General features: G+C 31.0%; 19 protein-coding genes. 8 read left to right on the forward strand and 11 right to left on the reverse strand.

Features of this window, described 5'->3' with window-relative positions:
• Positions 1 to 11: 11 nt before the first annotated feature.
• The 6 genes from rny to ASC36_RS03060 all read right to left on the reverse strand — a co-directional run bounded on the left by rny (position 12) and on the right by ASC36_RS03060 (position 4,888).
• The gene (gene rny, locus ASC36_RS03035; RefSeq protein ID WP_055425018.1) at positions 12 to 1,583 is read right to left on the reverse strand and encodes a ribonuclease Y; all 1,572 of its coding nucleotides are present in this window, start codon (positions 1,581 to 1,583) and stop codon (positions 12 to 14) included.
• Between the two features lie 286 nt (positions 1,584 to 1,869).
• Complete coding sequence (locus ASC36_RS03040) at positions 1,870 to 2,139, reverse strand: cell division protein ZapA (protein ID WP_055425019.1); 270 nt, start codon at positions 2,137 to 2,139, stop codon at positions 1,870 to 1,872.
• A gap of 6 nt (positions 2,140 to 2,145) precedes the next feature.
• Positions 2,146 to 2,439 (reverse strand): hypothetical protein, encoded by a 294-nt coding sequence (locus ASC36_RS03045; RefSeq protein ID WP_055425020.1) that lies wholly within the window; start codon positions 2,437 to 2,439, stop codon positions 2,146 to 2,148.
• Positions 2,440 to 2,769: 330 nt separating this feature from the next.
• Complete coding sequence (gene porT, locus ASC36_RS03050) at positions 2,770 to 3,531, reverse strand: type IX secretion/gliding motility protein PorT/SprT (protein ID WP_073961197.1); 762 nt, start codon at positions 3,529 to 3,531, stop codon at positions 2,770 to 2,772.
• 27 nt (positions 3,532 to 3,558) lie between these two features.
• The gene (gene ubiE, locus ASC36_RS03055; RefSeq protein WP_055425022.1) at positions 3,559 to 4,281 is read right to left on the reverse strand and encodes a bifunctional demethylmenaquinone methyltransferase/2-methoxy-6-polyprenyl-1,4-benzoquinol methylase UbiE; all 723 of its coding nucleotides are present in this window, start codon (positions 4,279 to 4,281) and stop codon (positions 3,559 to 3,561) included.
• Between the two features lie 40 nt (positions 4,282 to 4,321).
• Positions 4,322 to 4,888, reverse strand: coding sequence for a hypothetical protein (locus ASC36_RS03060; protein ID WP_055425023.1), 567 nt, complete (start codon positions 4,886 to 4,888; stop codon positions 4,322 to 4,324).
• A gap of 103 nt (positions 4,889 to 4,991) precedes the next feature.
• On the opposite strand from ASC36_RS03060, the gene ASC36_RS03065 reads away from it, so the two are divergent.
• From ASC36_RS03065 to rlmN, 7 genes are all read left to right on the forward strand, one after another.
• Positions 4,992 to 6,074, forward strand: a complete 1,083-nt coding sequence (locus ASC36_RS03065; protein WP_055425024.1) for a 3-oxoacyl-ACP synthase III family protein — start codon at positions 4,992 to 4,994, stop codon at positions 6,072 to 6,074.
• A gap of 234 nt (positions 6,075 to 6,308) precedes the next feature.
• Positions 6,309 to 7,328 (forward strand): metallophosphoesterase, encoded by a 1,020-nt coding sequence (locus tag ASC36_RS03070; RefSeq protein WP_245630724.1) that lies wholly within the window; start codon positions 6,309 to 6,311, stop codon positions 7,326 to 7,328.
• A 72-nt stretch (positions 7,329 to 7,400) separates the two neighbouring features.
• Positions 7,401 to 8,261: a YicC family protein gene (locus ASC36_RS03075; RefSeq protein ID WP_055425026.1), complete on the forward strand. Its 861-nt coding sequence runs from the start codon at positions 7,401 to 7,403 to the stop codon at positions 8,259 to 8,261.
• Positions 8,262 to 8,268: 7 nt separating this feature from the next.
• Complete coding sequence (gene gmk, locus ASC36_RS03080) at positions 8,269 to 8,910, forward strand: guanylate kinase (protein WP_082435386.1); 642 nt, start codon at positions 8,269 to 8,271, stop codon at positions 8,908 to 8,910.
• Between the two features lie 535 nt (positions 8,911 to 9,445).
• Positions 9,446 to 10,177 carry a GH25 family lysozyme gene (locus ASC36_RS03085; protein WP_167336867.1) on the forward strand — a complete coding sequence of 244 codons (732 nt, stop codon included), beginning with the start codon at positions 9,446 to 9,448 and terminating at the stop codon, positions 10,175 to 10,177.
• A gap of 304 nt (positions 10,178 to 10,481) precedes the next feature.
• A complete protein-coding gene (gene queA / locus ASC36_RS03090) occupies positions 10,482 to 11,531 on the forward strand; it encodes a tRNA preQ1(34) S-adenosylmethionine ribosyltransferase-isomerase QueA (protein WP_055425028.1) in 1,050 nt (349 codons plus the stop codon).
• 22 nt (positions 11,532 to 11,553) lie between these two features.
• Positions 11,554 to 12,600: a 23S rRNA (adenine(2503)-C(2))-methyltransferase RlmN gene (gene rlmN, locus ASC36_RS03095; RefSeq protein WP_055425029.1), complete on the forward strand. Its 1,047-nt coding sequence runs from the start codon at positions 11,554 to 11,556 to the stop codon at positions 12,598 to 12,600.
• 491 nt (positions 12,601 to 13,091) lie between these two features.
• Here rlmN and ASC36_RS10790 read toward each other — a convergent pair whose 3' ends face one another.
• The 3 genes from ASC36_RS10790 to gltB form a co-directional block, all read right to left on the reverse strand.
• Complete coding sequence (locus ASC36_RS10790) at positions 13,092 to 13,307, reverse strand: hypothetical protein (protein ID WP_055425030.1); 216 nt, start codon at positions 13,305 to 13,307, stop codon at positions 13,092 to 13,094.
• A gap of 1,016 nt (positions 13,308 to 14,323) precedes the next feature.
• The gene (locus tag ASC36_RS03105) at positions 14,324 to 15,760 is read right to left on the reverse strand and encodes a glutamate synthase subunit beta (RefSeq protein WP_055425031.1); all 1,437 of its coding nucleotides are present in this window, start codon (positions 15,758 to 15,760) and stop codon (positions 14,324 to 14,326) included.
• 18 nt (positions 15,761 to 15,778) lie between these two features.
• Entirely contained in the window at positions 15,779 to 20,281 is a 4,503-nt protein-coding gene (gene gltB, locus ASC36_RS03110) for a glutamate synthase large subunit (protein ID WP_055425032.1), read from the reverse strand.
• Positions 20,282 to 20,616: 335 nt separating this feature from the next.
• On the opposite strand from gltB, the gene tssD reads away from it, so the two are divergent.
• Entirely contained in the window at positions 20,617 to 21,003 is a 387-nt protein-coding gene (tssD, locus tag ASC36_RS03115; RefSeq protein ID WP_055425033.1) for a type VI secretion system tube protein TssD, read from the forward strand.
• Positions 21,004 to 21,237: 234 nt separating this feature from the next.
• Here tssD and recA read toward each other — a convergent pair whose 3' ends face one another.
• Together recA and bcp are read right to left on the reverse strand one after the other, a co-directional pair.
• Positions 21,238 to 22,260, reverse strand: a complete 1,023-nt coding sequence (gene recA, locus ASC36_RS03120) for a recombinase RecA (protein WP_055425034.1) — start codon at positions 22,258 to 22,260, stop codon at positions 21,238 to 21,240.
• A gap of 82 nt (positions 22,261 to 22,342) precedes the next feature.
• Positions 22,343 to 22,801, reverse strand: coding sequence for a thioredoxin-dependent thiol peroxidase (gene bcp / locus ASC36_RS03125; RefSeq protein ID WP_055425035.1), 459 nt, complete (start codon positions 22,799 to 22,801; stop codon positions 22,343 to 22,345).
• Positions 22,802 to 22,862: the final 61 nt, after the last annotated feature.

Consider the following 22,862-nt stretch of genomic DNA (forward strand, 5'->3'; position numbering starts at 1 on the left):
ACTTAAACAATCTATCTAGCTATATTAACAGCTCTCGTTTCACGAATTACAGTTACTTTAACCTGTCCCGGATAGGTTAATTCGTTTTGAATTTTTTCACTTATTTCAAAGGATAATTGTGATGCTTTTTGATCGTCTATTTTTTCACTTTGAACCATTACTCGTAATTCTCTACCGGCTTGAATTGCATAAGCTGTATTAACGCCATCAAAACTTAATGCTACATTTTCTAAATCTCTCAGCCTTTGAATATATGATTCTACAACTTGTCTTCTAGCACCCGGCCTTGCTCCGCTAATTGCATCAGCAACTTGAATAATAGGTGCAATTAAGCTTTTCATTTCTATTTCATCGTGATGGGCACCAATGGCGTTAACAACTGTTTGATTTTCTCCATATTTTTCTGCCCATTGCATTCCCAAAATTGCATGAGGATATTCAGATTCTTCTTCAGGAACTTTTCCTATATCATGTAGTAATCCGGCACGTTTTGCGATTTTGGGATTAAGACCTAATTCGGAGGCTAATATTCCTGCTATATTAGCTACCTCTCTTGAATGTTGTAAAAGATTCTGTCCATATGAAGAACGATATTTCATCCTACCGACCATCTTTACTAATTCAGGATGTAATCCATGTATTCCTAAATCAATAATGGTTTTTTTTCCAATCTCAATGATTTCTTCTTCTATTTGCTGCTGTGTTTTAGCTACTATTTCTTCAATTCTTGCAGGATGAATTCTACCATCTGTAACCAATCTATGTAATGATAATCTAGCTACCTCACGCCTTACCGGATCAAAACATGAAAGTAATATTGCTTCAGGTGTATCATCGACGATAATTTCAACTCCCGTAACTGCTTCTAATGCTCTAATATTACGCCCTTCTCTTCCTATAATTCTTCCTTTTATTTCATCAGATTCTATATTAAAAACAGAAACTGAATTTTCAATGGCTTGTTCAGTACCTACTCTTTGAATAGTTTGTACTATAATTTTTTTGGCTTCTGCCTTTGCATTCAGTTGCGCCTCTTCAACTATTGCCTGAATTTGAGCTTGAGCCCTGGATCTAGCTTCCTGCTTTAAAGCCTCTACTAATTCTGCCTTTGCATCTTCAGCAGAATATCCGGAAATTTTTTCTAAAATTTCAACCTGTTGCTGATGCATTTGATTTAATTCCGCTTGTTTTTTGGTTAAGGATTCAGCTTTAATCAGATTTTCATTGATAGCTTGTTCTAATTGTTTTTTCTGATTATTATTCTGATGTAATTCTTCATTAAGCTTTGTTTCTTTATCTTTAACTCTTTTTTCTACTTCAAGCATTTTCTTTTCTCTCTGATTAATTTGCTCTTCGTGTTGTAATTTCAATTCTAAGAATTTTTCTTTTGCTTGAAGCATTTTTTCCTGCTTAATATTTTCGGCTTTAAGCTCCCCTTCTTTTAAGATCGCAGCAGCTTTGTCTTCCGCTTCTTTTAATTTATTTTCTCTATATTTATTTAGAGAACTTTTCGATAAGAAGTATCCTATACATCCACCTATAAAAAGTGTCGCAATTAACTCAAATATTATCGTTACATTCATACAATTAATTTATATAAAAAAACCTACATCAATTCTATTAAACTTTGATTTAAGTAAACTCCAATAAACAGGATTCAAGCTATGTTATTTTCTCTGTAATCTGCTGTTGATATTACTATCAAATCATCCCGAAAGATGAGAGGCAGCCCGCCATTAAAAAAAACAATCACTCAGTCAATCAATTCGTGTTGAGTTTACTAAATTGAGTTAGAATCAATGTAGGTTATATCTTTGTTCTACATTTACCTTATTATTCTAAGATCTATCTGGAAATATGTTACTTTCCCTATAACAATTTACTTATTTTTTTTATTTTAAGTAAAATCTCCTCTTGTTCTTGGGATTTTTCCCTTAAAATGTTTTCTAACTCTGATGCAAGTTGTAAAGCAGTCATCGCTAGAGCATCTTGTTTCTCAGATATGTTATAGTTTTTTTCAAAAGTATTAATGTATTTTTCTATCTTTTTTGCAGCAATCCGTAATACCTCTTCTTCTTCACTTTGTACTACTAGGGGGTAATTTCTTCCCGCTATTCGTATATTTATTTTTTGAGACATTTCTATTTATGAATTCTGCAATTGCGAAATACATGCATCTATTTCTTTAATCATCCTATTCATTTGCAATTTCATCAACTTCTTATATTCTCCACTTCCTGAAATCGCATTGATGACTTTCAATCTTTTATTTTGCTCTTCAATTTCTTTATATTGTTTTTCTTTTTGAATAAATTTATCTTCTTTTTTTAAAAGAGAACTTTCTAAGTATTCATTTTTCCTTATCAATTCTTCATTTTCCTTCTTTAATTCGAGAATCTTGTTTTCCAATTCATTAATTCCCTGAATAATCTCTTCCATATTAGAACGAAAAATTTACTATCCTAACTCTCTTGCAAATATAAGAAATTCTTTTTTAAAAATTAATATCCTATTTAATAGTTTATCCAATAAAATTTTACATGCTTCATTAATAAATTATATCATGCCTAAATTTGTTATTTCGTTAATTAAATTTAAACTTTTCCCCTAATTCTCTTCAAGTTTTTATTAATATTAATTTAGGTTACTCTATCTTAGCTTTATTTTTTTATCCTTTTTAATTATTCATGAATGTAAAGGCATAAAATAATAAATTAGCATTTACATTTAATATAAAACATACGAGAATAACAGATGTAAGTAAATAAATTATTCAAATTTAACTGAAAAAACAATAGCTCTAGTATGTATTGATTTTAATGCTCCTGCCCAGTATGGAGGCGTTCCCGGATTATCTGCAACCAATTCATTATTGAAAAAGAATATTCCTCTTACAGATGGGGTCATTTTAAATCTTTTAAAATAAAGTTCTACACCGGCTTCTAATTGATAGGAAAAGTTATTAGTTTTCATTCGGAAAGTTTGATTGGTATTATCTTTTTCCTTTTTCTCATTACTTTGTAAGTTTATTAACCAACTTAAACCAGCCTGTAAATAAGGTCTGGAATTATACCATCTTTCACCGTGAAAATTTAAAAAAAGTGGAATATCTAAATACGTAGATTTAACGTTACGTTTTACATCCTGTTCAGTATAAGTAGTTTCGAGACCGTTGGCAATCTCTTCATCAATGATCTTTTGAACATTATTAAAAATTAAATCTCGCTGTGTAAAATGCATAGCCGGTTCTAATCTCAAATCAATGTAATCATGAACTTTCATTTTACCAATTAATCCTACCGTAAAACCGCCTTTAGAGTCTACATCAACTAAATACTTGCCGGTATCTTCAAGACCTTCTTTATTGGGATGAATCTTTAAATCAAAATAATTCATTGCGAGATAATATCCCCAGGAAAATTCCTGATCATCAAAATCAGAATATTTTTCCATGACATCTCTTGAACGGAACTGCGCATAAACTCCACAATGTATAAATATTAATAATAAGACTATGACTAATTTCTTCATAGTAGAGAAAACGATTTTTTAATATATTTATTTTATACCCTCATAGACAGTAGCAACTCCAAAAGTCAACTTTCTAAAATTTGCCTCTTTAAATCCATTTTTAAGGATCAGGTTCTTCATATCCTCCCCATAGGGCATAGCATCAACTGAATTGGGTAAATAAGTATAAGCTTGTGAATCTCCTGAAATTATTTTTCCTATATTCGGTAATATTTTCTTAAAATAGAACATAAAGAAGGGAGCAAAAAAACCACTGGGCTTTGAAAACTCTAAAATCAGTAATTTTCCGCCACTTTTAAGAACTCTTCCCATTTCAGATATACCTTTTTCTAAATTTTCAAAATTACGAACACCAAAAGAAACCGTAACAATATCAAATTCTCCGTTTTGAAAAGATAATTTTTCCGCATCGCCTTTGATAAGCTTTATTCTGTCCTTAAGCCCTTTTTTATTTACTTTAACCTGGCCGTAATCCAACATTTTCTGGGATAAGTCCAATCCGGTTATAGCCGCTTTTGTTTTTTTTGCATGCTCTATAGCTAAATCAGCCGTTCCGGTGGCAACATCTAATATTTTCCCGGGATTATATGCCACCACTTTTTTTTCCAATTGATTTCGCCAATAAATATCGATGTTAAATGATAATAATCTGTTTAAGAAATCATAATTTTCAGAAATATTATCAAACATCTGTTCGACCTGTTTCTTTTTACTTTCTGTATCGTTATAAGGCTTTACAATATTCGGCATATTATTAATTTGCTGTTCTTAACTTACAAAAGTAAATGTTTTATTCAAATGTAGACCGATAAAACTCTAAAAATTGGTTTTTTCTAAATAATTTAACCCTTGATTCAATCGAATCAACCTTATTTATTATTTTAGGAAATTTTTGATTAATGTTATAATAAAAATCTTGTATTATTAATTGACTATATTCATTAATTTCTCCCATAAATTCTTTTCCATCAATCTTTCTCCGATGGGCTTGATATAACGAATTCATATTTTTTATATGACCGTAATATCTTCTAAAAGTGAAATAGGTTGATAAGGAAGGATTAATAAGTCCTCTTGTATTTTTAGTGATCACAAAAAAAGTATCTTTTAAAATACTTTTACCATGTATATCTTGACTTGAAATAGTATTCTTACCTGAAATAACAGGAATTGAAAGAGATTGCCCTGCGGCAAGTAAATAACTTTTCCCATTTAATATTACTTTTATTTCATCATTGCTGGGATTATCCAACAAAAATTCATCATTCTTTTCAATATAAATTTTATATATAAAAAATGAAATTAACCCTATAGATATCGCTATACATAATCCTTGTAAGGAATTTTTATTCAGCATATAACCTTACTTTTATACCCAAAGGTAACAATATTGTAGATTTATTAGTAATTATTACATAAATTTGTCGAATTATTATCAAGAATAATATCAAAATTTTAATATGTTGCAAAGTATTATAACTGGCTCTGGATCGTACTTACCTAAGAAAATCGTTCCTAATAGCAATTTTGAAGGAATTACTTTTTATGATGAAAACAGAGACCCCATAACCAAACCTACTCCGGAAATTATTAAGAAATTTGCAGATATCACTGAAATAACTGAAAGACGTTATGTTGACGACAAACATGTAATGAATTCTGATCTGGCAGCTGAAGTAGGTAAATTAGCAATTGAAAATGCAAAAATAAATAAGGAAGATCTCGATTATATTATCGTAGCTCATAATTTTGGAGATATTGATGCTAATGAAAGACAAGTAAGAATAATGCCATCCATATCTGCTTTAGCCAAGAAAAAAATTGGAATTAAAAATATTTTGTGTAAGCCTTACGATATGAATTTTGGATGTCCGGGATGGAATGAAGGAATGATTTTAGCTGACCAACTATTGAAGGCAAAAGTTGCTAAAAAGATATTAGTAATTGGTTCGGAAACCCTTTCCAGAACTGTTGATCCTTTTGATAGAAATTGTATGATTTTTTCTGATGGAGCTGCGGGTGTAGTGTTAGAATCTAGAGAAACGGACAACCCGGTAGGCATTCTCCGGCATTATACTAGAAGCGATAATGGTGAAGAAGTATCCTATATTGCTACAGACTCTTCTTTAAACCCTAATTATGTTGGATCTAAGGCTAATATCCGAATGAAAGGAAGAAAAGTATATGAATATGCATTAACTTACGTTCCTCAAGTCGTGAAAAAAGTAATCGATGATTCAGGATATACGATATCCGATATAAATAAAGTTCTAATTCATCAAGCGAATGCAAAAATGGATCATGCTATACTGGAAAGAATTTTCAAATTGTATAAATTAAATGTAACTGATATTCCGAAAGGAATAGCACCCATGACTATCCAAAAATTTGGTAATTCTTCAGTAGCAACCATACCAACAATGTATGATATGATGGTCAAAGGTAATTTTTTGAATCAAACATTAAAATCCAATGACTTGGTCATATTTGCTTCGGTTGGTGCGGGAATGAATATAAATGCTATTTTGTATAGAATGCCATAAATTAATTACAGAAAGTTTGAAAATACATTGGGCGCTTTAATAGGAATATTGTTTGTCATTTCACTTATTGTTGAATACTATTGTTATCAAGCTATTAAGGTTTTGACAAATAATAAGCTATTTCGACAATATTGGGTGTTTTTTTCAAGCAGTATCTTATTGACTATCCTTATATGGTCCGTATTTATTGATAGGAATAACAAAGGTCAAGTTCATTTTTTATTAGGTTTTTTCATGATTGTTTTTGTACCGAAATTTATTTTGGCAATAACCATAATCTTTGAAGATTTTATAAGAATGTTGACTTTTTTATTTAAAAAAACTTTTTCAAATCCGTCTGTTAATAAAACTTATTTACCTGAAAGAAGAAAGGCTATAAGTACTATTGGATTAGGACTTGCGAGTATACCTTTCTTTTCAATAATTGAAGGCATTGTTTGGGGCAAATTTGATTTTCGTGTCAGGAAAGTTACTTTAAGATTTCCTGATTTACCCGAAAGCTTTGATGGGTATAAAATCGCCCAGCTTTCAGATATACATTTGGGAAGCTTTGACATTCAGGATTTTGATAAGGTATCCAGAGGTATTAAACTCCTTAACGATCAAAATGCTGATTTATTTGTTTTTACCGGAGATTCTGTAAATAATCTTGCTGAGGAAATGGAGCCATGGCTTCCCCTTTTGAAAACTATAAAAGCTAAAGATGGTAAATATTCTATTTTAGGAAATCATGACTACGGAGTATATGCTTTTGGAAATAATAAAATTGCCCAACAAAAGAATATTGATCTGTTACACCAATATCATAAATCTATTAATTGGAAATTATTAAGAAATGAATCTATAAGACTTTATAAAGAAAACCAATTCATCAATATTGTAGGTGTTAAAAATTGGGGCCAAGGACATTTTCCAAAAGATGGGGATTTAAATATTGCTTCACAAAATATCAAAGATGGGGAATTTAATATTTTGCTATCTCATGATCCTTCCCATTTTGACGCCATTGTAAAAAATTTCGCAAAGAAAATGCATCTCACTTTATCAGGCCATACTCATGGAATGCAATTTGGAATTGAAATTCCCGGGGTTATAAAATGGTCTCCTATTAAATACCGGTATCCTAAATGGGCAGATTTATATCAAGAAAATGGTAAATACCTTTATGTAAACCGTGGGTTTGGATTTATAGGATTTCCGGGAAGAGTGGGAATTTGGCCGGAAATAACTGTAATTGAATTAAAAAAAGGTTAATTTTGCAGTTCCTATAATAGCAAACTACATTTAAATTAGCTTACGCTTAGTTAAAACAATATCTTATTAACTATGTTACAATCAATGACTGGCTATGGAAAGTCAGAAGCCAATACAGAAAATTTAAAAATTTCAATTGAAATTAAAACCCTTAACAGTAAATCTTTAGATTTATTTGTAAGGATTTCGCCAAGATACAGAAATAAAGAACTGGAATTAAGAAAAATTATAGGAAATAAATTAGTTAGAGGTAAAATTGATTTTTCCATAGTTATTGAAAATTTAGGTGTAGAAAATAACTCTCGCATTAATGTTAATGCTGTTAAAAATTATATATCTAATCTTGAAGAATTACATATCGAAGGATCCCAACTGGATTTCCTTAAGATGGCTATAAGAATGCCAGAAGTATTTACTAACCAAGAAATAGAAATTAGTGATGATGAATGGTTGCTTGTTTTAGAATGTCTAAACTCTTCACTTGAAAAGGTAAATGATTTTAGAGCTGAAGAAGGTAAATCTTTAGAAATTGTTTTAAAAAAATACAATCAAAATATTCTTAATTCATTATTCGAGATTGAAAAATACGAACAGGAAAGAATTGAATCCGTCAGACAGAAATTGGAAAAACAATTAGCTGAATTGAAAGTCCAATTTGATGAACAGCGTTTCCATCAAGAATTAGTATATTATATTGAGAAGCTAGATATTAATGAAGAAAAAGTGCGATTAAAACAACATTGCGAGTATTTTTTTAAAGTTATTGAGGAAGAAGAACAAGCCGGGAAAAAATTAGGTTTCATCGCCCAAGAAATGGGTAGAGAAATCAATACCATCGGTTCTAAAGCCAATCATTCGGAAATACAGAAATTAGTCGTACTAATGAAAGATGAACTTGAAAAAATAAAAGAACAAACCAATAACGTTTTATAAGTAATTCATGGGATTAATATATCAAAAACCGGGAAATGACACTCTTCAACTCAAGGAATTGCTTCCTGGAAAGCATACTGAAGGTAAATTAATTATTTTTTCTGCTCCTTCAGGTGCAGGAAAAACAACTATTGTTCATTACCTTTTATCAATATTTCCTGAAATTTCATTTTCTATTTCCTGTACAACACGTCCTAAAAGAGAAAATGAAGTGGATGGAAAAGATTATTATTTTCTTACGGAAAAAGAGTTTGAGGAAAAAATAAAGAATAATGAGTTTATTGAACATGAGGAAGTTTATAAAGGACGATTTTATGGAACTCTTCATTCTGAAATAAAAAGATTGTGGAACCAAGGAAAACATGTTATTTTCGATATTGATGTAAAGGGTGGTCTTAATCTTAAAAAACAATTTAAAGATAGAGCCTTGGCTATTTTTATAGCTCCTCCTTCTTTAAAAGATCTTGAGGAAAGATTAAAGAATAGAAATACTGAAAATCTAGAGTCATTACTGGCAAGGATACAAAAAGCTGATCAGGAGCTTTCTTTTGCTAAGGATTTTGATGCAGTTATTATCAATGATAATTTGGAAAAAGCTCAAAAAAGAGCAAGAACTCTAGTCAAAAATTTTCTCTATATAAAAGAGTAAGCTAATTACTACCTTCTGCCTCGAAAAAATTGCATTTATCATCCTACAATTATTAAATTATTATACTCCAAAAATGTATCATCATTTTTGCTTGGGGCAATTAATTATCAATTATCTTAAATTTAGTACTCCCATACAAATTCGAAAATACCTTTAAAAAGTAAAAAATTATTGAATATATAGCTTAAAAAAAGTATTTTTTTAGAATATAAAGCACTTAAAAGATATTTTAATATATTACAGTTTCATATCAAATCTATTTTAGACTCATTTACTTACCGTTAAATTTTTATTTAGCTTAAAACAACTAATAAGTTTTCACTTATACTGATAGTTTTGTTAAATTTGAATAATCTTATTCTTGAGACGAACTAAATTATTCTTAAATATTAAATGAGTATCTTTTTATATATCCATGAAAAGAAGGATAAATAAGAAAAATTGTAAAAATGAAATTCCATATAAACTATATTACTGGTTAACTGGAGCAATCATTTTATTATCTGTGTTCTTTTTTTTTCGAACTTCACTAATTATGTATTATTACATTATAAAAGATAATTTCACTATACATGAATTGGGAAACGGAAATTTTCAAAAAAGTATTAAAATATCTGAAGCCGATAAAATTCAGGCAGTTTTCAAGAAATATAAAAGTTATGCTTTCGGTCTGGATATTAGTCAACATCAGGGCAAAATACTTTGGGATAGTGTTCAATTCATCCATAAGGATATTCCTATCTCATTTGTCTTTGTTAGAGCAACACGAGGAGCTTTTACCCAAGATGCCTTTTTTAAAAAAAATTGGAAAAATCTTACGAAAAAAAAAATACTCAAAGGCGCATATCATTATTATGATGTAAATAAAAATTCTACCATACAGGCTGAAAATTTTATTAAGACAGTTACTTTAGAAAAAGGGGATTTGCCTCCTGTGCTCGACGTGGAAGATTTGCCCAAAAAACAATCTTTAGAATTACTGAAATCAGGACTTATCAATTGGCTAAATCTGGTTGAAAAAAAATATAAAATAAAACCCATTATTTATTCCAATGATTTTAATTTTATCCATCATATTTCTGATCTAGATTTAAAAGATTATATCATATGGACGGCAAACTATAATCCTATCGAAAGTCCTTTGCACCAAAGATGGATCTTTTGGCAATTTACTGAAAAAGGTGTTGTAAAAGGATTTACACAAAATTTTGTAGATATAAATGTATTTAATGGAACTATAGAAGAATTGCAAAAACTTACCCTTTAAAAAACAATAAGGAAAGAAAATATTTCTACCCTTATTGCTCTAACTAAGTATAAATTTATTTGAAAGAAATTTTACTTTAAAAAATTAATTTACTTTTAAATTAGGTGTTACAAATTCTAATTTAGAAATTTTACTGCATAACTAATCAATTACTATTTACTATTTTGCTAATTACAACTGCCATTTAAATTAAAATTTCAAAAAACTTGCCAAAAAGTCCTTTAGATAAACAGATTACAAAAATAAATACTTGACTTTAGGGGTATGCTTATTGTATATTTGTAATCTAAACATAGATTTAATAATGAAAACTTCAGATTTTGATTTTAAATTACCTCCTGAACTTCTTGCTGATAGACCTTCCAAAAACAGAGATGAGGCAAGGTTAATGGTGATACATAAAAACACAGGAGAAATAGAACATAAATTATTTAAAGATGTCATTGATTATTTTAATGAAGGAGATGTCTTTATTTTAAATAATACTAAAGTATTTCCGGCACGTTTATATGGTAATAAAGAAAAAACAGGAGCTCAAATAGAAGTTTTTTTATTAAGAGAGCTCGATGCTGAGTCAAGAATTTGGGATGTATTGGTAGATCCTGCAAGAAAAATAAGAATTGGAAATAAATTATTTTTTACGGAAGACGACAGTCTCGTAGCTGAAGTTGTAGACAATACCACTTCTCGTGGCAGGACTTTGCGTTTTTTATTTGATGGTTCTTATGAAGAATTTAGAAGAAAATTAAAAGAATTAGGTGAAACTCCCCTACCTAAATATATTAAAAGAAAACCGGATGCTGATGATGCTGAAAGATATCAAACTATTTATGCTAAAGAAGAAGGTGCGGTTGCAGCTCCAACAGCAGGATTACATTTTTCTAAACATTTGTTAAAAAGGTTGGAAATTAAGGGAATTGAATTTGCGGAAATTACTTTACATGTCGGTTTAGGTACCTTTGCTTCTGTAGAGGTTGAAGATCTCTCTAAGCATAAGATGGAAAGCGAACAAATTTCCATATCCGAAAAAACCTGTAAAATTGTAAATCACGCCATTGAGACTAAACACCGCGTATGTGCTATCGGCACTACATCAATGAGGGCTATTGAAACATCTGTTTCCGCTAATAAACGACTAAATCCTTTTGAAGGATGGACAAACAAGTTTATTTTCCCTTCTTATGATTTTGGTATTGCCGATTCTATGATTACCAATTTCCATACACCTAAATCAACTTTAATGATGATGGTTTCTGCTTTTGCCGGGTATGACTTAATTATGAAAGCATACAAAGAAGCTATTAAAGAAAATTATAAATTTTACTCCTATGGAGATGCGATGTTAATCATTTAATTATAGTATTATTATAGTAACTTTGAATCAAAATAAGAATAAGAAAGATATTAGAGCCTTAAGTTTACAAGAACTTGAGGCTTATTTTTCATCAATAGGAGAAAAACCTTTCCGAGCCAAGCAGGTTTATGATTGGCTGTGGAATAAAAATGCTCATTCTCTCTCAGAGATGACTAACATTTCTAAATCTCTTCGTGAAAAATTAGAAAACCATTTTTCAATTAAACCGGCTGAAATTCACATCATGCAAAAGTCTAAAGATGGGACTATTAAAAATGCAGTTAAATTATATGATGGAAATATAGTGGAATCTGTTTTAATACCTACCGCTAAAAGAACTACAGCTTGTGTATCTTCACAGGTAGGGTGTAGCTTAGATTGCACTTTTTGCGCTACGGCACAATTAACGCGAATGAGAAATTTGACCGCTGCCGAAATCGTGGATCAAGTTATTCTAATCGATAAGCAAAGTAGAGAATATTATCAAAAGCCTCTTTCCAATATAGTATTTATGGGAATGGGAGAACCTTTACTAAATTATTCTTCCGTAACTGATGCGATCCGAAAGATCACAGAAGATAAAGGGTTAGGTATGTCGCCCAGGAGAATCACTGTATCTACTTCGGGAATTCCTAAATTGATTGAAAAATTAGCTGATGAAAATTTAAAGGTTAACTTAGCCTTATCCTTACATTCAGCCCTCGAGGAAAAACGCAATCAATTAATGCCATTCAGTATGAAATTTCCTCTTACAAGTATTATGGAATCTCTTTCCTATTGGTATCAGAAAACTAAGAGTAGGATAACGTTAGAATATATTATTTGGAAAGGAATTAACGATAGCAATGAAGATATAAATGCATTAATTAAATTCTGTAAATCAATACCGTCAAAAGTTAATTTAATCCAATATAATCCTATCGAAGGAGGAAAATATTCTCAAGCAAATTTTGAAGTAACTCAACAATATGTATCTGTCTTGGAAAAAGAAAACATCATTGTTAAAATAAGAAAAAGCAGAGGAGATGATATTGATGCCGCATGCGGGCAACTCGCTAATAAACATTAATAATAAATTTTAAGGAAAAGTTTATAGTAGATTATAATCTTATAATCAATAAATATAATTTTAAATTAACAAATTGCATCATTTATTAGAATCAGCATTCCATTTATAAATACCTACTTTCATATAATACGGATTGGACAGCAAAAATATAATTGTGTGAAATCAAATTCAATGACAACCCTACTAAATTGCTTATACCCCACAAAATCCAGGAAAAGGGCTGCCTCATTATCATAATAAATTGAACAGATACTCTTATCATATAAGCAATACAATTAAGTAAAAGTATGTACCTTGAAGAGTCTTTTAAAAATATAATCTCCCAATAAAAACATAAGAATTATGTCTGATATGCAGAATAAAATCGTAAATGTAAGGGTTATGTTATTTGTTTTTGATACTCTAATTCCACCTTCTTGATCTTGATTTTTTTTCTTGGTCTATAAAAAAAGCCCGAAGGTATGAGTTATAAAATTATATAGATACTAATATTACCATATAACAGATGGGTATATATTTTTCCAATATTTGGCCGACATTCCTAATATATTGGATAATATCGGTGATCTATATACCAATACATTAACACAAACATAACCAAGCAAAGCCGTTATGGTAAAAATCAGAATATGAGCAGGTGTTTCTTTATGATCCTTCCCCTTATTAAATCCCAGGTAAATAGTAAAAATAACGCAATTATAAACCATATAATTCTAAATATTTTTTGCAACTTGGCTGAAAACATTTTTCTTACCTGTTTAATTTTAATTAGGCTTTTTTCTACTAATACAACCTTCTTTGCTACATAAACTTCCAATAATACCTACCATTGATTCATATGACAGCTACATTTTCATTCAAAATAATTGATGAGGCAATAATAGCAATCAACGGTATAATATGGATATAACTAGCTTATTTTTATTATTTCTTTTTTTTTCATTAATAAATTCTATGTAAAAAAGATCATAGAAGGAATAATTTCTAAAATAAAAGATTTAAAAACGAGCATAGGGGTCTACAATGAATTTTTTTAAAGTTTGATAGGATGTATAAAAAGTTAAGGTAGTAAAGTTAATTTCCATAAGAAAATTTATGTGTTGTATAAAGTATAACATAACTTTTTTTAAACTCTTTAAAAAGAAAGATATAGAAAGGTCAAGAAAGCACAGACATAAAGGTCATCACATCTTCTAAAAAATTTATTTTAGTATGAATACGTCATTGAAAACGACTAAGAATACCTTTAAAAAGCAAATAATACTCCATAAATTAGGCTCTTAATTAATTTTTCTTTTTTTTATATATTATAATTGTCAAAAAGGCAGTTACTATGGGTATGGCTTGAGAATATTAACGATATATTGGAGATTAAAATTATTTTAAAAACTGTATTTTCTGTTATTATAAAGTTCCTCCCCCTTCAAACAATCCTAATAACAAGAATAGTAATTCATATTTATAATTCTTTACAAAATATTATTATAGGAGAAAAAAATATACACATATATAAGCTAATAAAAAACGGTTGAAAAATATCTCACCACAACTTAAATCATTATTTATTAATACTTTGGTATAGATAAATAAGGTCTTTCCCATGTACTATCGGTTAGTAAATCTATAATATAATACTAAAAATTTTTGTTATTCATATTTTTAAATTTTATGTAAAATGAAAAAATAAGTACTGATAGCTTTTTCAAACTATCAGTTACCTCTATTATTCACTAACTATACTGGTTTTTAAAAACTCATCTATATGCTGGGCCGTTTTTCTTCCGGATGCAATGCTTGTTACAACCAGTGATTGTCCACTTACACAATCTCCTGCTGCAAAAATTTTATCAACATTGGTTTTTCTAGTTTCGTCAGTATGTATATTATTTCTTTCATTCATAATGATTTCCATTTCTTCCAAAAACCCTTCTTGAATTGGGTTTACAAAACCAAGTGCCAAAAAGGCTAAATCAACTTTTAAGATTTCCGGTTCTCCCACTTCTTTTATAATAAATTTTCCTGATGAATCTTTTTTCCATTCAACTTCTACTACTTCCACTCCCGTCAACTTTCCACCTTCACCGATAAATCTTTTTGTCTGTAAAGACCATCTTCGTTCACATCCTTCTAAATGAGACGAGGAAGTTTTTAAATAAACAGGAAAAGGAACTGGCCATCTGTTTTCAACTTCTTTTAACTCTTTAGGTTTGGATAATATTTCAATTTGTATGATGTTTGCAGCACCTTGACGATTAGCTGTTCCTATACAATCGGAACCAGTATCTCCTCCTCCGATTACCAAGACATTTTTTCCTTTTGCGTTAATAAATTCTTCTTCGGAAATTGATTCTTTCGCAACGATCTTATTTTGCATTTTTAAATATTCCATCGCGTAATGAACTCCTTTAAGCTCTCTTCCTTCAATAGGTAGGTCTCTGGGTGCTTGGGAACCGATGGCTACACAAACGGCATCGTAATTCTTTAAAATCTCTCTTCCTTTGATATCTTTGCCAATCTCTGTGTTTACTACAAATTCAATTCCCTCATTTTTCATCAAATCAACTCGTCTTTGGACTACATTCTTATTTAATTTGAAATCTGGAATACCGTAACGAAGCAATCCGCCTATACTGGTATCTTTTTCATAAACAGTTACTGAGTGTCCTTTTTTATTCAATTGATTGGCAACAGTCATTCCTGCAGGACCTGATCCAATTACCGCTACTTTTTTTCCTGTACGTGCAATCGGAATTTGTGGTTTCATATATCCTTCCGAATAGGCGTGTTCCATTACGGCTGCTTCATTTTCTCTAATTGTTACCGGTGAATCTTCTATCGCTAATACACAAGTTTTTTCACATGGAGCCGGGCATACTCTGCCTGTAAATTCAGGAAAGTCATTAGTAGATTGTAAACTTCGAGCCGCTCTTTTCCAATTTCCTTTATAGATGAGGTCTTGCCATTCGGGCATTTTATTTCCTAATGGACACCCATATTGACAAAACGGAACCCCACAGTCCATACATCTAGATGCTTGTAAGAGTCTATCTTCTGTATTTAATGTTTGCTCTACTTCTCCATAATCCGAAATTCTTTCATGTATTGGGCGATATTCTGCTTCTTTTCTGTTTATTGTTAAAAATGCTTTTGGATTTCCCATCTTATATTTTATAATATCTTAATAATCATATTCTAATTTTGAAATTTTCTCATTAATTACTCGAATCTTCTCTTCTTGCAAAACTCTTTTATATTCAATGGGCATAACTTTTATAAATGAGTTTACTTCGTTTGTCCAATTATCCAGGAGTTTTTTAGCTAAAGGGCTTGATGTATTTTTGTGATGATTGCTGATAAGATCATGTAATTCACGTATATCGCTGATATCTTCAATTAAGGAAAGTTCAACCATTTCCATATTGCAATAGTAGTCGAAATCACTATCTGGATTATATACATAAGCAATTCCGCCACTCATACCGGCAGCAAAATTTCTTCCGGTCTTACCTAAAACCACGGTTCTTCCTCCCGTCATATATTCACAACAATGGTCTCCTGCTCCTTCAACTACAGCAATGGCACCACTATTTCTTACACAAAAACGTTCTCCTACCTGACCATTAATATATACTTCTCCTGTGGTTGCTCCATATAAAAGTGTATTTCCGGCAATAATATTATTTTCCGGAATAAAGTTGGATGAGCTTGGAGGCAATAAAATAATCTTACCTCCCGACAAACCTTTTCCCAGATAATCATTGGCATCTCCTTGTAATGTAAAGGTTATTCCTTTGGATAGAAAAGCACCGAAACTTTGACCTGCCGATCCTTTAAAGGTGCAATGAATAGTGTTATCTGGTAATCCGTCGTTTCCATATTTCTTTGCCACTTCTCCGGATAGCATGGCTCCCACTGCTCTATCTGTATTTTGAATACTACGCTTCAATGATACGGGCATAGACTTATCAATGGCATTTCGGCAAATGCTTATTAACTCTTTATCTAAAACATTATTTATTTTATGATCCTGAATTTTACTATGTTTCAAAGAGTTATTATTTTTTTCGGAATAATACAGGATTCTGCTTAAGTCTAATTTTTCAAATCTTGGATTTTGTAGAGAGGATTTAACCCTTAATAAATCAGTTCTACCTACAACATCTTCCAATTTTGTGAATCCCAGCAACGCAAGATGTTCTCGTACTTCTTCTGCTAGAAATGTAAAGAAATTTATAAGATAATCGCTTTTTCCGCTAAATTTTTTTCTCAATTGCTCATTTTGGGTTGCCACTCCTACCGGACAGGTGTTTAAATGACATTTTCTCATCATAACGCAACCTAGAATAATCAAAGCACTGGTTGCAAAACCAAATTCTTCGGCTCCTAGCATTGCTGCTATAACAATATCCCTGCCTGTTTTTAATTGTCCGTCTGTTTGAAGGCGAATATTGCCCCTTAGATTATTTAAAACTAAAGTTTGTTGAGTTTCAGCTAATCCAATTTCAAGGGGCAATCCTGCATGTTTTATAGAACTTAACGGGCTGGCTCCGGTTCCTCCGTCACAACCACTAATTAATATTAAATCCGCTTTTGCTTTTGCTACTCCGGCTGCTATGGTTCCTACTCCGCTTTCAGATACCAATTTAACGCTAATAACAGCTTTTGGATTTACATTTTTCAAATCATAGATTAATTGTGCCAGATCTTCAATAGAATATATATCGTGATGAGGCGGAGGAGAAATCAAGGATATCCCGGGTATAGAATGTCTTGTTTTAGCTATAATATTATCTACTTTAAATCCGGGTAATTGCCCCCCTTCTCCCGGTTTTGCACCCTGCGCTACCTTAATTTGTATTTCATCTGCATTTACTAAATATTCTGTAGTAACTCCAAATCTTCCTGAAGCTACTTGTTTGATAGCCGATCTTGCATTCGTGGAAAAACGCTCTTGAAGTTCTCCTCCTTCTCCTGTATTGCTTTTCCCCCCGATAGTATTCATAGCCACTGCTATAGCTTCATGCGCTTCTTTACTGATTGAACCGAAAGACATAGCTCCTGTAACAAATCGTTTCATTATTTCTGAAGCAGGTTCAACCAAGTCTATATCTATGGGTTTATTAGAGGTATAATCGATAAAATCTCTTATAAATATTTTATCCTCTTTATTATCAACCTCTTGCGTAAATTCTTTAAATTTATTGTAATCACCGGTTCTTGTGGCTATTTGTAGTTTTGCAATAGTTTCAGGATTCCAAGCATGAGCTTCCCTTCCTTTTCTCCACGCATACATTCCTAAGTTATCATATATGGTTGAATCATGTACTTCTTCAAATGCTTCTCGAAATGATTGTATAGTGTCGTATGCAATGTCTTCTAGGTCTATACCTTCTATTTTAGAAATAGTATGACCAAAATATTTCGACAATACTTTTGAACTTAATCCAATAGCCTCAAACACTTGGGCCCCTATATAACTTTTAAGTGTAGATATTCCCATCTTTGAAAGAACTTTCAATAATCCTTTGTGTATGGATTTCATATAATTCCGTTCTGCTGTTGAAAATACCATTTGTATTTCACCATTTTGAACCAACTTATTTAACATGGCAAATGATAGGTAGGGATTTACAGCATTGGCTCCGTATCCAAATAATAAGGCAAAATGCATTACTTCTCTAGGTTCTGCTGATTCTACCACCAGATCAATTTGCATACGTTTCCTTTTTTTTATCAAATAATGATGAACTGAAGAAACTGCTAATAGTGATGGTATAGCTATATGCTCAAGATCTGCTTTTCTATCACTCAAAATGATATAATTGCTTCCTTTATCCACAGCTTCTTCCGCAGCTTTACAAAGTTCTTCAATCCCTTTTTCCAATCCGTAAGCATATTCATTGGATTGATAGGTGAAAGTTATGGGAATAACTGTTGATTTAAATCCTTTATAATCTAAGTTCTCTAGCAGATCCAATTCTTTATTGGTTATAATTGGATATGCCAGTCCTACCATCTTACAATGTTCCGGCATGGGCTCCAATATATTTTTATGTAAAGAACCTATATATCCTGCCAATGACATTACTAATTCCTCTCTGATAGGATCTATGGGGGGATTGGTAACTTGTGCAAAATGTTGTCTGAAATAGGAAAATAAGCGATTCGGTCCTTTGGATAATATTGCTAGAGGAGTATCATTACCCATAGAACCTACCGGTTCTTTTCCGTCTTTAGCCATAGGTATTAAAATTTTCTCGATATCTTCTCTATAATATCCGTAAGCAGATAACATAACATCTATATTCGGTACTTCGTATTTTACGCTTCTTCCCGAAGATATATTATCTAAAGAAATTCTGTTTTTATCTAACCATTGCTTATACGGATATGCATTTGCCAGTTCTTCTTTTAATTCTTTATCATATTGAATAGTTCCTGTATCCGTATCAATCATTAACATTTTCCCGGGTTTTAGTCTTCCCTTTTCTCTAATTTCTGACGGATCAAAAGTAACTACTCCGGTTTCAGAAGCTACTACCATCATATCATTATGTGTAATGAGATATCGAGCAGGACGTAATCCATTTCTATCTAATAATCCTCCAGCATATCTACCATCACTGAATAAGATGGTTGCAGGACCGTCCCATGGTTCCATAAGTATGCTATGATATTCATAAAATGCTTTCAGTTCGGATGAGATAGGGTTTTTATCATTCCATGATTCCGGTACCATCATAGCTAAAGCATGAGGCAAAGACTTTCCAGACATTACTAAAAATTCCAATACATTATCGAATGAAGAACTGTCGCTCATTCCCTGCTGAACTATAGGCCATATATCTTCTATATTTCCAATTTTTTCAGATTTTAACACGCTTTCTCGTGCTTCCATCCACAACCTGTTCCCTTTTATAGTGTTGATTTCTCCATTATGCCCTACTAAACGAAAGGGCTGAGCTAAATCCCAGGTTGGAAAAGTATTGGTACTGAATCGTGAATGAACTAATGCGATAGCACTGGTAAAATTGGGATGTAATAAATCAGGAAAATAATGTCTTAGCTGTAAGGATGTCAACATTCCTTTATATATTATAGTTTTGGTTGACAAACTTACCATGTAACATTCGCGCTTATTTATTATATCTGATTCTAATAGAGCTTTTTCAAATTTTTTTCTAAGTAAATATAATTTTAATTCTAAAACTTCTTGAGAATATTCTTCTCCTTTTACGAATATCTGCTTTATAACCGGCTCATTTGCCCTTGATATTTCTCCTAGTATGTCACTATTAACAGGTACATCTCGTAAGGCTAAGAAACTTAATCCTTCTTTCTTGATTAATCTTGATAGCAATTCAAATGCCTTTTTTTCTTCATTTTTTTCTTTAGGCAGAAATAATAACCCGCTTCCGTATCTGCCTTTTTCTGGAACTGGTATTCCTTGTAGGAGAACAAATTCATGAGGTATTTGCACCATTATCCCGGCACCATCTCCCGTTTTATTATCTGCACTTTCAGCTCCTCTGTGGGTCATATTTTCTAAAACTTGAAGCCCATTTTCAACAATGGAATGGGACCTGACACCTTGAGTATGGACTATCATACCTACCCCACACGCGTCATGCTCAAATTCCGGATCATACAATCCTTTTTTACAGTATTCACTTTTCCACATAATTTTAACTCAGAATTTTTTAAGTTATAAAAGTAATAATTATAATTATAATTTATTACATAAATTACATTATAATTTACAATTCGTAAATTAAAAACATAAATTAGATATTATTTTATATCTTAAAAGACATGTTGAGCTTTATTATCAATTGATTTTTTGAATTATAAATAGTTTACTCTTTATATTTTAAATGAAAATAGGACATACTAATATTTTTATATTTTACTATTAATTTAACATTAATTTGAAAATAAGACAATTTTCATGTATTATATTTGTGTTATAAATTACTGTTAACACAATTTTATTAAGATAATCGTAAAATAATTAGTATGTCATTTAAAGCGAAATTAGAAGTAGAAGAAAAATCATATAATATATTGAATATTAATTACTCTTTAGCTCAGGAAACAGATCCAACCGGTCGCCCATCATCTCAAACTAGAGGGGGAAGGATTGAAGTATCTATTGAATCCACAGGCGAAACCGACATTTTTGAATGGATGACTAATAGCTTTGAAAGAAAAGATGGTAAAATAATATTTATAAAAATGGACACCAATACTACTTTGAAAGAATTATATTTTTTTGATGGTTATGTTGTGAAATATAAAGAAAATTTTGATTCTTATGGTAAAATTCCTCTAATAGAAACTTTTACTATTTCAGCTAAAAGCATTAAAATGGGTACCGGTGAACATGTTAATGAATGGATTTAAGGTTATATAACTTATTATTGAAATTAGATGAATTGATGATTTGAATTAATCTTATAATTATTTTATCGTATTTTTATGTAGTTTAAACATTGCATTATTCATCTGTTTTATTCAATTAATCATACTGTTTAACATACGAAAGTTACTATCATATAAAAATACTTTATTTTATAAAAAAAATAAAACGATGAATTTAAAAAAATCATCGTTTTTTATGAGTAATTATTTCATATTTTATTGTTCTGCTAATTTTTCTTTGATGCGGTTTTCTATTTCCTCCAATAATTCAGGATTATCTTTTAATAATTGTTTGACTGAATCTCTTCCTTGTCCAAGCTTCGTATCTTGATAACTAAACCATGATCCTGATTTTCCTACGATTCCCATTTCAACTCCCAAATCTAAAACTTCCCCTACTTTAGATATTCCCTCTCCGTACATAATATCGAATTCTGTTTGACGGAATGGAGGGGCTACTTTGTTCTTTACTACTTTTACTTTTACTCTACTTCCTATTGCATTATCTCCATCTTTGATCGGGGAACCTGATTTACGTATATCAATTCTTACTGAAGCATAGAATTTTAATGCGTTTCCTCCGGTAGTTGTTTCCGGGTTTCCGAACATGACTCCTATTTTTTCTCTAAGCTGATTTATAAATATTACCGTACATTTAGTTTTACTTATAGTGGCGGTTAGTTTTCTTAGGGCCTGAGACATAAGTCGTGCATGGAGTCCCATTTTAGAATCCCCCATTTCTCCTTCTATTTCAGCTCTGGGAGTTAATGCAGCTACTGAATCAATAACTACAATATCAATAGCTCCTGATCGAATCAAATTATCCGCAATTTCCAATGCTTGTTCCCCATCGTCGGGTTGTGAAATAATCAAATCGTCCAAATTTATACCTAATCGTTGAGCATAGGTGGGATCAAAAGCATGTTCAGCATCAATAAATGCTGCTATTCCACCTTTTTTCTGAGCTTCAGCTATTGCGTGTAAAGTTAGTGTAGTCTTTCCCGATGATTCCGGACCGAATATTTCAATAATTCTTCCTCGTGGATAGCCTCCGACACCTAATGCTAAGTCCAACCCGAAAGATCCGGTAGGAATAGTGTCTACTTCTTCTACAGGCTTATCTCCCATTCGCATGACTGATCCTTTACCATAGGTTTTGTCTAATTTGTCTAAAATTAGATTCAACGCCTTTTTCTTTGCTTCTGAATTATTTGCGTCTTTGCTTTCTTTTTCTGCCATTATTTATTTTACTTATATGTATTATCAAATCTTTTAATATAACCGCTGTTTACTCATATCGGAATTCGGTACTAAGATAATTTCAAAGGTTGATGTTTCTAAGTATTTGTTCTGCATGATTCTTGGTCTTTACTTTAGTAATAATATCATTAATTATTCCATTTTCATTTACTATATAGGTAAATCGTAAAATTCCTTCATATTCCTTGCCCATAATTTTTTTCTTACCCCATGCTCCAAAAGATTCTATAATTTTTTTATCCACATCAGCTATGAGAGGAAAAGGAAATGAATATTTATCATGAAATGATTTTTGTTTATCTACTGAATCTTTACTTATTCCTATAATTTTATATCCTTGTTTCTGAAGAGCTTCATAATTATCTCTAAGACTGCAACCTTCAGCTGAACAACCCGGGGTATTTGCTTTGGGATAAAAATATATGATAAGTTTTCTTCCTTTATAATCTGAATACTTAATTGTTTTCCCTTCTTGGTCGATTCCTTCAAAATCAGGAACTTTATCCCCTATCTTTAACATAATCTTAAGTTTAAACTTTTTGATATGTAAAGATATTCATAAAATATATAAGTATCAATTT

Origin of the sequence: Apibacter mensalis (genome assembly GCF_001418685.1) — a bacterium.
Classification (GTDB): domain Bacteria; phylum Bacteroidota; class Bacteroidia; order Flavobacteriales; family Weeksellaceae; genus Apibacter; species Apibacter mensalis.